The organism is Hyphomonas sediminis, from assembly GCF_019679475.1.
Classification (GTDB): Bacteria; Pseudomonadota; Alphaproteobacteria; order Caulobacterales; family Hyphomonadaceae; genus Hyphomonas; species Hyphomonas sediminis.
The window spans coordinates 1,901,451-1,913,513 of the sequence record NZ_JAIEZP010000001.1 but is presented as its reverse complement, the minus strand read 5'-3'; the positions used below and the strand labels follow the sequence as shown (position 1 = coordinate 1,913,513).

Sequence of the window (12,063 nt, the reverse complement as noted above, 5' to 3'; positions counted from 1 at the left end):
TCCGGGCGAATTTCGTGACATTCCACGCTTGCGCCCGATGCCCGGCCTTTGTAGGGACTTTCAGCGCTGGAGAGGTGGCCGAGTGGCTGAAGGCGCGCCCCTGCTAAGGGCGTATACGTTAACGCGTATCGAGGGTTCGAATCCCTTCCTCTCCGCCACCTAAAATAGCAACGAAATCCAGTTAAGATTATGTGCCACAAGTCCCCGGAAACACGGGGATTTTTTCATCCGCAGGCGTCTCTGTTTTCCGTATCAGCGTATTTTGAGGTCGTTTCTGGGCCGAAGTCTCCGTTTGCCATTTGCAGCAGTTCGGTTTTGCGCGTTTTCCCTGTTACGGGGCGATTTACAGGGAAATAGCGTAAAACAACAGGGAACCTGCGGCCGCCTGCTGATTTTCCTCGCGTATATTCAAGGCGTAGGGCGTAAATTCCCTAAATCAGGCGTTGTCAGGGGAACCTGGGTTGAAGAGGCCAAATCCGGGGCTTAGTCTCGTGAAATGACCAGGTCACCCTTCCGCTACTTCTAAACGTCACCCGAGATCATCCAACTCGCGGTCATGATGTATGTCCGATTTCCGTTGTCGGGCAATGTCGGAAATTGCAGGGACAGGTCAGTCCCAAGCAAGAACTGGTCCGAAAACCTTGGGGCAGCTCAACGGGACTTGACTCGCCCATGAATTTACCGACTAGGCTGACGATTACAGGAACAGCCCGCGCGATGTATTTTCTCCAGATTGTCGGGAATAGATGTGCAGATATGAAAAGCGGTAGATTCTGGTGGCTGGCTGTTGCGTTTATGGTCACAGCCTTTCTTGCAGCAAGTGGCGCGTCGGCCCAAGATGTGCGTGGCATGTTGCGTGAACAACTTACGGCCGCAGCAGACCCATCATATCAAAAACTTGCGCGAGACTTTGAGATTGTAGATGCAGCGACGGGCGAGACAGGCTTTACGACCTTCGTGCCTGAACCCGGAAGAATGTACTTCGTGTACGGACTGTGTGACGCCAATTGTACGAACATCGACCTTGAACTATCGGACTCGAATGACGGTTGGTGGACCGAGCACGACCGTCGATCCGATGCTAGGCCAGTCGTTGCAATCCCGAGTTCCGACAAATCGCGTGAAATTGGGATCATTCTTGACATGGTTGCGTGCGAGACAGAGACCTGTGCAATGGGTATCGGTATCTATTCAGTTGAACTGAAATAGGGGCATTGTCAGCGCAAGCGGGCTTGAAGAGGCCAAATCCCGGGCTTGGCCTCTGAAAATGGCCAGATCACCGTTCCGCTATTTCAAGACATCCCCCGAGATCATCCAGCTTGCGGTGATGATGTATGTTCGATTTCCGCTATCTTTACGGAATGTCGAGGACCTTCTGCACGAGCGCGGCATAGACGTTTGCCACGAAAGCGTAAGACTTTGGGTCGATCGTTTCGGGATCTATTTCGCGAGTAAGATCCGCAAGCGGAGGTCAGAAGCGTTGCGGCAGGTGCCTCAGTGGCGCTGGCCTCTGGACGAGGTGTTCGTGAAAATCCGGGGAGAAACGCATTACCTGTGGCGTGCGGTGGATCACGAAGGTGAGGTTCTGGAGGCTTACGTCACGAAGAAGCGGGACAAGGTTGCGGTCTTGAAATTCCTTAGAAAAGCGATGAAGCGTTACGGGAGCCCCGAAGGTATCGTCACAGACAAACTCCGGTCTTACGGCGCGGCTCTGAAAGAGCTCGGCAATGAGCATCGCCATGAAGCCGGCCGATATCTCAATAACCGTGCCGAAAATTCACACCTTCCGCGTCGACGAAGGGAACGGGCGATGTCGCGTTTCCCGAGAATGCGAAGTCTTCAGAAATTCGCGTCGGCACATTCATCGGTACACAATCATTTCAACCAGCAGAGAAATATCGAAGGGAGAGCCCGGTTTAAATCGCTGCGAGACGCCGCGCTTCGCGAATGGCGGGAACTTCTCGTTGCCTGAGGCCCGCTCGCGCGCGAATATCGGAGACTGGTTCGCATTCGTCTGACAGCACCGCCAGCGCGCCATTCTCCGGGAAATTGTAGCACCTGCGGAAAGCATACCGCCTACCCCACCGACATGTGATCTGATGGCGTCTTGAACCGGGCGGTTGGGGCCATAGCTTGAAGTCGCCCGTCCGACTGTGGGCACCGCCGCCAATCCAGCCAGGATTATCCGTATGCAAACCCTTTCGATTGGACCACTAGCGTTTTCGGCGGATCGCCTGCTGGTGATTGCGCTGATCGGTGTGTTCTTTCTGGTCGCGGGTCGGCTTTCGCGGCGGTGGAAGGCGCCTTTTTCCGATGCGGCGACAGGCGGCGTGATCGTAGGCATCCTGGCGGCGCGGGCGGGATGGGTGCTGGCAAATCCTTCCGCTTATCTGGCGGAGCCGCTGAGCATTCTGGCGATCTGGCAGGGCGGGTTTTCCGCGCCTGTGGGCGTGCTGGCGGCAGCGGCCTTCACGGCCTGGCGCACGCGGCCGGGCTTGGCGATGCTGGCCCTGCCCGTTACGGCGGGAATACTCGCGGGCGTGTTCGCGCTTACCTCCGCCACCCTGCTGCGCTATGAGCCACAGCCCTTCCCCAGCCATGTGGCGCTGCGTGCGCTGGACGGGTCGCCCGCCGATCCCGGCGCGGCGCAGGCGGGCGGGTATGTCGTCAATCTGTGGGCCAGCTGGTGTGGCCCCTGCCGGCGCGAAATGCCGATGATGATGGAGGAGGCCGAGGGCGCGCCCGTGCCGGTCTATTTCGTCAATCAGGGCGAAGCGCCTGCAGCGATCGAGGCCTACCTTGAGCGCGCAGGCCTGCCGGCAGAGCGCATCCTGCTGGACCCGGCAAGCGGGCTTGGCGCGGCCATCGGCTCACGCGCTTTGCCCGTGACGCTGTTTGTTGGCGCCGATGGCGCGATTGTGGACGTGCATACGGGAGAAATATCCCGCGCCGCGTTCGCGAACGGACTGCGCCGACTGGAACGCTAGTGGTGGCGGACGGACGCCAGGACGGGCACGCCGACCGTGCGCTCCAATGAGCGCGGCGTGACGAAGCCTCGCTGGGAGAAGGCATACATCATGCCCACCGCCAGCGCCGCGAGACCAGCCAACAGGAAGGCCGCAATGGCCGCCGGAATTCTGAGGCTGTGCCCGCGAAGTGGCACATAGGCCCGCTCCAGAAGGCGCACATCGCCGGCGCCTTCGCGGGCAAGGTCGCTGCGGGCACGCGCATCGGCGGCGCGTCTGGCGTAGGTCAGTGCGGCTTCGGCGGCGGCGTCCCGGCGGCGATGCAGCTCCCCAAGGCCGGGAGCCAGCTCCCGCATCTGCTGATCGCGCGCCTCGAGGCTGGCGATCTGTGCATGAAGCTCTGCCTGCTGACGGGCAGCCGCCTGCACTTCGGCTTCCAGCCGGGCGATGGCCGCCTGAACTTCCTGATACAGCGGGTCTGGCCCGCGGCGGACGGTGCCGGCAGTTTGCTCCTGATTGCTCAGCAGACCTTCAATTCGCGCGATCCTGTCATCAAGGTCGCGCAGTGCAGGCGCAGTCGGCGCAAGGCGCGCGCGCAGCTCTTCGCGCTGGATGTAGAGCTCCTGCAGCCGCTCGCGCGAGCTGTCTTCCTCATAGAGGGTCTGGTCAGGCTGGATGGCGCCCAGCTTGCGGCGATAGCTCGCCAGCTCCGCTTCCAGCTGGGCCTGCCGGCTGGTGGCCGCGATGAGCTGCAGGTTGGCGGCTTCATAGAGACGCCGCAGCGTTTCGCGCTCGGCCTCAAGGGCGGTAAGGCCATTGTCGGCCAGATAGGTACGAATGGCGGCTTCGGCGTCGGCCACCTCCCGCTCGAACCGCTCACGCTGGGCACCGAAGCCGAGGGCGGGCTCCTCGCCGAGGATTGCGGGGCGATAGTCGAGATAGGCGCGGGTGAGCGCGTTGAGCAGCTCAGCGGCGATCACCGGGTCGGGATGGGTCAGGCCAAGGCGGATGGCGCGGCCGCCCGGCGCAATCTGCGTTGTCAGCACGGCGCCAAGCGCCTCAGCGCCGGCGCGCTTGCAATCATCGCCTGCACAGCCCGCCGCGATGGAAGGAAAAGCCTTGGCGAGCGTGACCTTATCCAGCGCCGCAGAAAGCACGACCGGACTGCGCAGAAGTTCCAGCTCTGCCTGCGCCGCCGTTTCCGGGGAAACCAGCAATCGGGCGGTGGCCGTATAGCGCTCCGGCAGGATCAGCGCTGCAAACAGGCCGAGCGCAAACAAGGGAAGAAATACCAGCAACATCAACCACTTGGCGCGCCACAAATGCTGCGCCAGATCCGCAGCCCCCAGCTGCGGGCGCACGCGCGACGGCGCGGGCCGGGCAACTGATTGGCCGGGTTCGGCTTGGGACATGGACGCGCGCCGCTCCTTGCGGGTACTCTAGCCGTTCACAGGTGCCATAGCGCGTTTGATATTTCCTTAAGCATCAGGGCCCTTGGCCTCGTGAATACCCCTACTATCTCGGCTGGCGATCTTCTGGCAAAACCGGCCCATGACCCAATATTTCGAACCCATCCCCTATCCGCTCTGGCATACCGACAAGGCCGCCTTTGCCGACCGTCTCGGGAAGTCCTTCCGCGAGACCGGCTTTGCGGTGATCACCGGCCATCCGGTTTCCCAGAAAGTCATCGACGACAACCTTGCCGCCACGAAAGCCTTCTTTGCGCTGCCGGCGGAGGCGAAAGAAGCCTATCATGATGCCCCCGGCGGGCGTCAGCGCGGCTACACGCCCTTCGGCACCGAGAATGCCAAAGGCCAGGCGCAGGCCGACCTGAAAGAATTCTGGCACACCGGCCGCGCGCTGCCCGAAGGATCGCCCTATCGCGCCACGATGAAGGACACGCCGCATGTGGCCGAAGTCGCCGACTTCGACCGCGCAACACGGGCGCTTTACACTGCGCTGGACGATTTCGGCGCAGACCTGCTGAAGGGCGTTGCCCTGCATCTCGGCCTTGCCGAAGACTGGTTCTCCGACAAGGTCAATTTCGGCAATTCGATCCTCCGCCTGCTGCATTATCCGCCGCAGATGGACCCGCCACCTGCCGGCACGGTTCGCGCCGCAGCACATGAAGACATCAACGTCATCACGCTTCTGCTCGGCGCAGAGGAAGCCGGGCTGGAAGTGAAACACCGCTCCGGCGAATGGCTGGCCGTGAACCCGCCCGCCGGCGCGCTGGTGATCAATTGCGGCGACATGCTGCAGCGTTATGCTGGCGGCGTCCTGCCCTCCACCACCCACCGCGTCGTCAATCCGGCGCCGGAGCGGTCGCGCTTCCCGCGTTATTCGACGCCGTTCTTCCTGCATTTCAATCAGGACTTCCTGATCGAGGCCCTGCCCGGCTGCCTTGCCGAAGGCGGCAAGGCGCAACCGCCGATCACTGCGCAGGACTTCCTGATGGAGCGCCTGCGCGAAATCGGCCTGGTCAAAGAGCGCAGCTGACGTTCAGCGCTACGCCAAATCAAAACGCCCTCTCCGCTGGAGAGGGCGTTTCTTTTTCCGCTTCCGGATTAAATCAGGCGATTACTTCGCTTCATAGCCGCGCGAGATTTCATCGAACAGGCGCACGCCATAGCCGACCGCGCCTTTCGGATCGACCGCCGTGCCGGAGTTCTGCCAGGCCATTGCCGCAATATCGAGGTGCACGAAGGGGGTTTCTTCCTTCACCCACTCCATAATGAACGCGGCCCCGACAGAAGCGCCCGGCGCGCCTTCGCCACCATTTTTCAGGTCAGCCACATCGCTGCGGAGGGCTTTGAAGGTGTTCGGATGCAACGGCAGGCGCCACAGCGGCTCACCGGACGTCTCACCTGCCTTGATGAAGGTTTCGGCTAGCGCATCATCCTTCGTAAAGAGGCCGGCATAGTCCGGCCCCAGCGCGCCCCCGACCGAGCCTGTCAGGGTCGCAATCGTCACGGCCAGTTTCGGCTTGTAGGTTTCCTGCGCCCACCAGAGCGCATCGGCCAACACAAGACGGCCTTCAGCGTCCGTGCTCATGATTTCAATGGTTTTCCCGCTCATTGAGGTCAGCACATCACCGGGGCGGATCGCGTTGCCGTCCGGCATGTTTTCTGCCAGCGCCAGGATCGCCACGGCGTTGACCTTTGCGTCACGCTCGGCCAGCGTCAGCACAGCGCCGGCGGAGGCCGCCGCGCCGGACATATCCATCCGCATACGCCACATATTGCTGCTCGGCTTGATCGAGATGCCGCCCGTATCGAAGGTGATGCCCTTGCCGACAAACGCAATCGGCGCATCGCCTGCCTTGCCGCCCTTATACTCTACCGCGACGAGGCGCGGCGGGCGCACGGAACCTTGCCCGGTGCCATAAAGCGCGCCCATGCCGAGGGCCTCGATCTCCGTCTCGTCAAGCACGGTGACGGTAACGTTGTTCACGCCTTCAAACTTCGCAACCACCTGATCGGCAAACCAGGCGGGCGACTTGATGTTCGAGGGCGTGGAGATGAGATCGCGCGCGAAATAGACGCCATCGGCAATTGCGCTGGCATCGCCTTCCCAGGCGCGGCGCGCGGCGGCAGCATCCGGCGCGAGGAAGGTCAGCGCGGCTTTCGGCTCGCCCGACTCTTCAGCCGCCTTGCCCCATTTGCCAAAGTTGTACGTGCCAAGGCGTGCACCCAGCGCGGCAATGGCGGCATCGTCGGCCACGTCTTTCGCATCCGGCACGACCACATTCACTGCCGCATTCCACTTCGAAGTGCCCTTGGCCGCCATGGCACCATACACTTTCAGGTCATTGGCATTCGCCAGGCCTTCGCCCGTGCCGACGAGCAGGACGGCGGCATACGGGCCAGCGCCGTACAATGTCAGGGTCTGGCCGGCGTCGCCCTTGAAGCCTGCTGTGGCGATCGCCTCTGCGATGGCGCCCTTGGCAGCTTTGTCGGCATCCTTGGAAATACCGTGCAGCGCGCCGTCCTTGCCGACCGGCAGAACAATCGCGCCGCTCGACGGGCGCGCGGCCTTCGCAAAGTCGATCGCAGGCGCCTCCGCAACGGCCGGCATTGCAATCGCCAGCGCAGACACAGCAGCGGTAATCCATGGTTTCATGGGAGAAGTCCTTCCGTCTTGGCTTGTTATTTTTTGTGGACTTTGCGTCGGAAAAATTCACCCGCCTGTCCAGCCTTTTTGGGGCATAGATCATGCGAATTCCGGTCACGACTATTTGATTTGCGTGCTATCCGGCCAGAAACGCCTTCAGCGATGCCCCATCCTCGAAGGCATGGTCGGGCTCAGCGGCGCGAAGCGCCTCTATTGGCGCAAAGCCCCAGCTCACCGCCACGCAACGGATGCCCACTTCGCGCGCCGCGTCGATATCGCGGATCTCATCGCCGACGGCCAGCGTACGTGCGGGGCTCGCCTTCATCCGGCGCATCACATCACGAAAATGCTTTGCCTTGCCAAACATACCCGCGCCGCAGCTCCAGGCTGAAATCCGTGCACTGATTTCTGGCCCCAGCGCCCGGCGCACCACTGCTTCGGCATTCGACGACACAACCGCGACCGGAATGCCCCGCTCGATCAGCGCGCCCAGAAGGTCCAGCGTGCCGTCAAACAACGGGAAGGCATCTGCCGCCTTCGCCCGCTTGCGCGCATGCACAGCGATCAGAGGTAACTTCCATCCCGGAATGCCCAGCGATTGCATCACGGCGCGCGGCGCATGCCCGCGCATCGCCTCCTGTTCCTCGAAACTTGGCAGGCGAAAATGAAACTTGCGCGAAAGCTCCGGCAACAAGGCGCGGAAAAAGCTGACGCTGTCTGCCAGCGTCCCGTCAAAATCGAAGATGATGAGATCAGGTTTTGTGGTCATCTGCTCCCCTCACCCCAACGCCCCCGATAAGGGAGCGGAAAATCAAATCAAACCCGCCAGCGGACTGGACGGGTCAGCATACCGTTTCTTGGGCATCCGGCCAGCCAGATATGCCTCACGGCCCGCAATCACGGCATGCTTCATCGCGCGCGCCATACGCACGGGGTCTTTAGCCTGCGCAATGGCCGTGTTCATAAGCACGCCGTCGCAGCCCAGCTCCATGGCGATGGCGGCGTCCGAAGCCGTACCCACGCCTGCGTCCACGATCACCGGCACGCGCGCGGCTTCAATGATCAGGCGAATGTTCACCGGGTTCATGATGCCAAGGCCCGAGCCGATGAGGCTGCCCAGCGGCATGATGGCAACGCAGCCTGCCTCTTCCAGCATCCGGGCATAGACCGGATCGTCAGAACAGTAGACCATCACTTCAAAGCCATCCTTGATCAGGGCTTCGGCGGCTGTCAGCGTTTCCGGCATGTTCGGGTACAGAGTTTTCTGGTCCGCCAGCACTTCGAGTTTCACGAGGTTCCAGCCGCCCGCCTCGCGCGCCAGGCGCAGCGTACGTACGGCGTCGTCTGCCGTGAAGCAGCCCGCCGTGTTGGGCAGGTAGGTGAACTCGTCCGGCTTCACATGGTCTGTCAGGCGCGGCTCCGCCGGGTTCGACAGGTTCACCCGGCGCAGCGCCACGGTGACGATTTCAGCGCCGGCGGCGCGGGCGGCATCGGCATTCTGCTCATAGGAGGCATACTTGCCGGTGCCCACGATGAGACGGGAGCTATACGTCTTGCCGGCGATGACCAACGGGTCAGTGATGGGTGACTGGGAGGCGGTGTCGGGCACGGGGCGTGTCTCCTGACTGGGACTTTCAAAACGGCTGTAAAGAGGCAGCAAGATTGGAGGATCGTTGGAGGAATCGGGGCGATGGTTGGAGTTTCCGTTGGAGTTTTTTGGGCCCCTTATCCACCCCCGACGAACTGCACGATCTCCAACCGGTCGCCATCCTCCAGCACGGTCATGGTATGTTCGGACTTGGGCACGATCTCGAGGTTCAGCTCAACAGCCACACTGCGCGGGTCGCGCCCCGTCTCGCCGGATATCCGGTGGATAAGCTGGGAAACGGTCATGCCGGGGTCGATCTGAATCGCCTCACCGTTGAGCGTAATGTTCATCGCGCAAATCCTTGAGTGTTGCCCTCTTGCCACGCCCGCCGTTACAGCGCAAACGAGGGCACATGTCGAAACCGGTATATGTCCTCGGCGGGCCGAACCTCAACCTTCTGGGTACGCGCGAGCCGGAAATCTACGGGCGGGATACGCTCGACGATATCCACGCCCGCCTTACGGCGCTGGCTGGCGATGTGGGAATCATCGCACGCCAGACCAACTCCGAAGGTGAGCTGGTAAGCTGGGTGCAGGAAGCGAACCGCGAGGCGCGCGCCCTGATCCTCAACGCGGCGGCTTACACGCACACCTCCATCGCGCTGTATGACGCCCTGAAAACATTGAAAATTCCGGTTATCGAAGTTCACCTGTCAAACCCCGCCGCGCGCGAGGCTTTCCGACATGTGAATTACGTTGCGCCTGTTGCAGTTGGCACAATTGCCGGGCTAGGTGCCTATGGATATGAACTCGCGCTTAGCGCGGCCCTGAGGCTATCGGGAGAGGCTAGGAGCTGAAAAAACATGAGTACAACCAAGAACAAGCTTGATACCGGCCTGATCCGGGAACTGGCGGCGATCCTGCGCGAAGCCGATCTTGGCGAGCTGGAAGTCGAGCATGAAGGCCTGCGCGTTCGCGTGTCGAAGCCTGCGGCGCCTGCCGTTGTGCAGGCTGTTGCTGCGCCTGCCGCGGCTGCCATGCCGGTGCCTGCCCTTGCTGCGCCTGCTGCTGCCGCTGCAGCTCCGGCCGCCGCTTCGGTGCCCGACAATGCCGTGAAATCGCCGATGGTGGGCACGGTTTACCTGTCGCCCGATCCGAACTCGAAGGCGTATATTTCCGTTGGCGACAAGGTGAAGAAGGGCGACACGCTCATGCTCATCGAAGCCATGAAGACCTTTAACCCCGTCGAAGCCGACCGCGCCGGCACCGTGAAGGCGATCTATGTCGAGAACGCCCAGCCGGTCGAATACGGCGAAGCACTGGTGCTGATCGAATAGTATGGCCGCCCCGCGTCCCATCCAGAAGGTCCTGATTGCGAACCGTGGTGAGATCGCCCTGCGAATCCACCGCGCGTGCAAGGAAATGGGCCTTTCCACCGTCGTCGTTCATTCCGAAGCAGACCGCGACGCCATGGCTGTACGCCTGGCGGATGAAAGCGTCTGCATCGGTCCGGCCCCATCGCCGGATAGCTATCTGAAGAAATCCCGCATCCTTGCGGCTGCTGAAATCACGGGCGCAGACGCCATCCACCCCGGCTACGGCTTCCTCTCCGAGAACGCCCAGTTCGCCGAGATGGTCGAGGCCCACGGCATTGCGTTCATCGGCCCAACGGCAGAACACATCCGCATCATGGGCGACAAGATCGCCGCCAAACAGGCGATGATCGAAGCAGGCGTGCCTTGCGTGCCGGGCTCTGATGGCGCCGTCGAAACCATCGCGGACGCCAAGAAAGCGGCCAAGAAGATCGGCTTCCCCGTCCTCGTCAAAGCCTCTGCAGGCGGCGGCGGGCGCGGCATGAAGCTCGCACTGACAGAATCCGACCTGGAAAACGCTGTAAAAACAGCGAAGACCGAGGCCAAGGCGGCCTTTGGGGATGATGCTGTCTATCTGGAGAAATACCTCCAGGGCCCGCGCCACATCGAAATCCAGGTCATCGCGGATACTCACGGCAACGTTGCCCATCTCTGGGAGCGGGACTGCTCGCTGCAGCGGCGCAACCAGAAAGTCTTCGAAGAAGCCCCCTCGCCGGCCCTGAATCAGGTGCAGCGTGAGGAAATCGGCGGCATCTGTGCCCGCGCGATGCAGAAGATCGGCTATCGCGGCGCCGGTACGATCGAATTCCTCTACGAAGATGGCCGGTTCTATTTCATCGAAATGAACACCCGCCTGCAGGTGGAGCATCCGGTCACCGAGATGATCACCGGCATCGACCTCGTCCGCGAGCAGATCCGCATTGCCGAGGGCAAGGCGCTGTCCTTCCGCCAGGAAGACGTGATGCTGGTCGGCCATGCCATCGAGTGCCGTATCAACGCCGAGCATCCGGAAACCTTCGTGCCCTCGCCGGGCCTGATCACGGATTTCCACGCGCCGGGCGGCCCCGATGTCCGCCTCGATAGCGCGGCCTATGCAGGCTATCGCATTCCGCCGCACTACGACTCGCTGATCGGCAAGCTGATCGTTCACGGGCGTACGCGCCGCGAGTGCCTGATGCGTCTGCGCCGGGCCCTGTCAGAAATGGTGGTTGGCGGGGTTCACACCACGCTCGACCTGCACCGCCGCCTCGTCGACAATGACGATGTTCAGGCGGGGGAATACAACATTCACTGGCTGGAAAAATTCCTGGCGGAAAACAAGCTGTCTGCTGACGGGGAATAATTCCACCAGCCCAACTCCTGCCGATTGCGCCGCGTTTACATAAAGCGCGGCGCAAATCATATCTGCACCTATGACAGCCCGTTTCGGACCTGAGGACCTGCTCGCCTGCTATCGCCGGGGCGTATTTCCGATGGCCGACTCGCGCGACGATCCGCGGTTATTCCTCGTCGATCCGGATTTACGCGGCATCCTTCCGCTGAATGCGTTCCACATTCCCAAACGTCTCAAACGCCGGGTTTGCCAGGATCCGTTCCGCGTCAGCTTCGACACCGCCTTTACGCGCGTCGTGGAAGCCTGCGGCGAGCCGCACGACAACCGGCCCAACACCTGGATCAACTCCGCCATCATCAATCTCTACAGCGCGCTGCACCGGCAGGGATACGCGCACTCGGTCGAGTGTTGGGACGGAGACCAGCTGGTCGGCGGGCTTTATGGTGTGTCGCTGGGCGGGGCGTTTTTCGGGGAGAGCATGTTCTCCCGCGCGCCGGACGCCTCAAAGATCGCGCTGGTGCACCTTGTCGCCCGCCTGATCGACCGCGGCTATGTGCTGCTCGACGCGCAATTCCACAATCCGCACCTGGAACAGTTCGGCCTGCTCGAGATCAGCCGCGACGACTTCAAGGGGCGCCTGAAGGCGGCCCTGAAGATCGATGCGCAGTTTCATGGTGGCGTCGCCGGAGAA

12 protein-coding genes, 1 tRNA gene and 2 pseudogenes are annotated in these 12,063 nt (G+C 61.9%); 10 read left to right on the top strand and 5 right to left on the bottom strand.

All coding sequences use genetic code 11. The annotated features are described in order from the left end of the window. Positions 1-68: 68 nt before the first annotated feature. The 5 genes and pseudogenes from K1X12_RS09655 to K1X12_RS09640 all read left to right on the top strand — a co-directional run bounded on the left by K1X12_RS09655 (position 69) and on the right by K1X12_RS09640 (position 2,987). Positions 69-158: transfer RNA gene (locus K1X12_RS09655), tRNA-Ser, on the top strand. Positions 159-496: 338 nt separating this feature from the next. Beyond that, positions 497-583 (top strand): annotated as a pseudogene (locus K1X12_RS17205) (IS6 family transposase); the annotation flags it as partial. A gap of 89 nt (positions 584-672) precedes the next feature. Then, complete coding sequence (locus K1X12_RS09650) at positions 673-1,209, top strand: hypothetical protein (RefSeq protein ID WP_220987391.1); 537 nt, start codon at positions 673-675, stop codon at positions 1,207-1,209. 58 nt (positions 1,210-1,267) lie between these two features. Next, positions 1,268-1,972 (top strand): IS6 family transposase, encoded by a 705-nt coding sequence (locus K1X12_RS09645; RefSeq protein WP_220987390.1) that lies wholly within the window; start codon positions 1,268-1,270, stop codon positions 1,970-1,972. A gap of 217 nt (positions 1,973-2,189) precedes the next feature. Next, positions 2,190-2,987, top strand: a complete 798-nt coding sequence (locus K1X12_RS09640; protein WP_220987389.1) for a TlpA disulfide reductase family protein — start codon at positions 2,190-2,192, stop codon at positions 2,985-2,987. Here the strand turns inward: K1X12_RS09640 and K1X12_RS09635 are convergent. Further along, positions 2,984-4,378: a GumC family protein gene (locus K1X12_RS09635; protein ID WP_220987388.1), complete on the bottom strand. Its 1,395-nt coding sequence runs from the start codon at positions 4,376-4,378 to the stop codon at positions 2,984-2,986. The genes K1X12_RS09640 and K1X12_RS09635 overlap by 4 nt on opposite strands. A gap of 139 nt (positions 4,379-4,517) precedes the next feature. Between K1X12_RS09635 and K1X12_RS09630 the strand changes: the two genes are divergently transcribed. After that, positions 4,518-5,465, top strand: coding sequence for an isopenicillin N synthase family dioxygenase (locus K1X12_RS09630; protein WP_220987387.1), 948 nt, complete (start codon positions 4,518-4,520; stop codon positions 5,463-5,465). 81 nt (positions 5,466-5,546) lie between these two features. On the opposite strand, the gene K1X12_RS09625 is transcribed toward K1X12_RS09630, so the two are convergent. From K1X12_RS09625 to thiS, 4 genes are all read right to left on the bottom strand, one after another. After that, positions 5,547-7,088, bottom strand: coding sequence for a leucyl aminopeptidase (locus K1X12_RS09625; RefSeq protein WP_220987386.1), 1,542 nt, complete (start codon positions 7,086-7,088; stop codon positions 5,547-5,549). A gap of 127 nt (positions 7,089-7,215) precedes the next feature. After that, the gene (locus K1X12_RS09620; protein WP_220987385.1) at positions 7,216-7,848 is read right to left on the bottom strand and encodes an HAD hydrolase-like protein; all 633 of its coding nucleotides are present in this window, start codon (positions 7,846-7,848) and stop codon (positions 7,216-7,218) included. A gap of 42 nt (positions 7,849-7,890) precedes the next feature. After that, positions 7,891-8,688: a thiazole synthase gene (locus K1X12_RS09615; protein ID WP_369426086.1), complete on the bottom strand. Its 798-nt coding sequence runs from the start codon at positions 8,686-8,688 to the stop codon at positions 7,891-7,893. A 116-nt stretch (positions 8,689-8,804) separates the two neighbouring features. Continuing rightward, positions 8,805-9,017, bottom strand: coding sequence for a sulfur carrier protein ThiS (gene thiS / locus K1X12_RS09610; RefSeq protein ID WP_220987384.1), 213 nt, complete (start codon positions 9,015-9,017; stop codon positions 8,805-8,807). A 62-nt stretch (positions 9,018-9,079) separates the two neighbouring features. Between thiS and aroQ the strand changes: the two genes are divergently transcribed. From aroQ to aat, 4 genes and pseudogenes are all read left to right on the top strand, one after another. Further along, complete coding sequence (gene aroQ, locus K1X12_RS09605; RefSeq protein ID WP_220987383.1) at positions 9,080-9,523, top strand: type II 3-dehydroquinate dehydratase; 444 nt, start codon at positions 9,080-9,082, stop codon at positions 9,521-9,523. Between the two features lie 6 nt (positions 9,524-9,529). Beyond that, a complete protein-coding gene (accB, locus tag K1X12_RS09600; RefSeq protein WP_220987382.1) occupies positions 9,530-10,003 on the top strand; it encodes an acetyl-CoA carboxylase biotin carboxyl carrier protein in 474 nt (157 codons plus the stop codon). A gap of 1 nt (position 10,004) precedes the next feature. Continuing rightward, a complete protein-coding gene (gene accC / locus K1X12_RS09595) occupies positions 10,005-11,381 on the top strand; it encodes an acetyl-CoA carboxylase biotin carboxylase subunit (protein WP_220987381.1) in 1,377 nt (458 codons plus the stop codon). Positions 11,382-11,451: 70 nt separating this feature from the next. Continuing rightward, a pseudogene (gene aat / locus K1X12_RS09590) lies at positions 11,452-12,060 on the top strand (leucyl/phenylalanyl-tRNA--protein transferase); the annotation flags it as partial. Positions 12,061-12,063 lie beyond the last annotated feature (3 nt).

Excerpts from the sequence above, each read along its gene's own strand:
- K1X12_RS09620 (WP_220987385.1), bottom strand. The coding sequence starts at position 7,848 with ATGACCACAAAACCTGATCTCATCATCTTCGATTTTGACGGGACGCTG.
- K1X12_RS09640 (WP_220987389.1), top strand. The coding sequence starts at position 2,190 with ATGCAAACCCTTTCGATTGGACCACTAGCGTTTTCGGCGGATCGCCTG.
- thiS (WP_220987384.1), bottom strand. The coding sequence starts at position 9,017 with ATGAACATTACGCTCAACGGTGAGGCGATTCAGATCGACCCCGGCATG.
- K1X12_RS09635 (WP_220987388.1), bottom strand. The coding sequence starts at position 4,378 with ATGTCCCAAGCCGAACCCGGCCAATCAGTTGCCCGGCCCGCGCCGTCG.
- K1X12_RS09630 (WP_220987387.1), top strand. The coding sequence starts at position 4,518 with ATGACCCAATATTTCGAACCCATCCCCTATCCGCTCTGGCATACCGAC.
- K1X12_RS09625 (WP_220987386.1), bottom strand. The coding sequence starts at position 7,088 with ATGAAACCATGGATTACCGCTGCTGTGTCTGCGCTGGCGATTGCAATG.
- K1X12_RS09650 (WP_220987391.1), top strand. The coding sequence starts at position 673 with ATGAATTTACCGACTAGGCTGACGATTACAGGAACAGCCCGCGCGATG.
- accB (WP_220987382.1), top strand. The coding sequence starts at position 9,530 with ATGAGTACAACCAAGAACAAGCTTGATACCGGCCTGATCCGGGAACTG.
- K1X12_RS09645 (WP_220987390.1), top strand. The coding sequence starts at position 1,268 with ATGGCCAGATCACCGTTCCGCTATTTCAAGACATCCCCCGAGATCATC.
- accC (WP_220987381.1), top strand. The coding sequence starts at position 10,005 with ATGGCCGCCCCGCGTCCCATCCAGAAGGTCCTGATTGCGAACCGTGGT.
- aroQ (WP_220987383.1), top strand. The coding sequence starts at position 9,080 with ATGTCGAAACCGGTATATGTCCTCGGCGGGCCGAACCTCAACCTTCTG.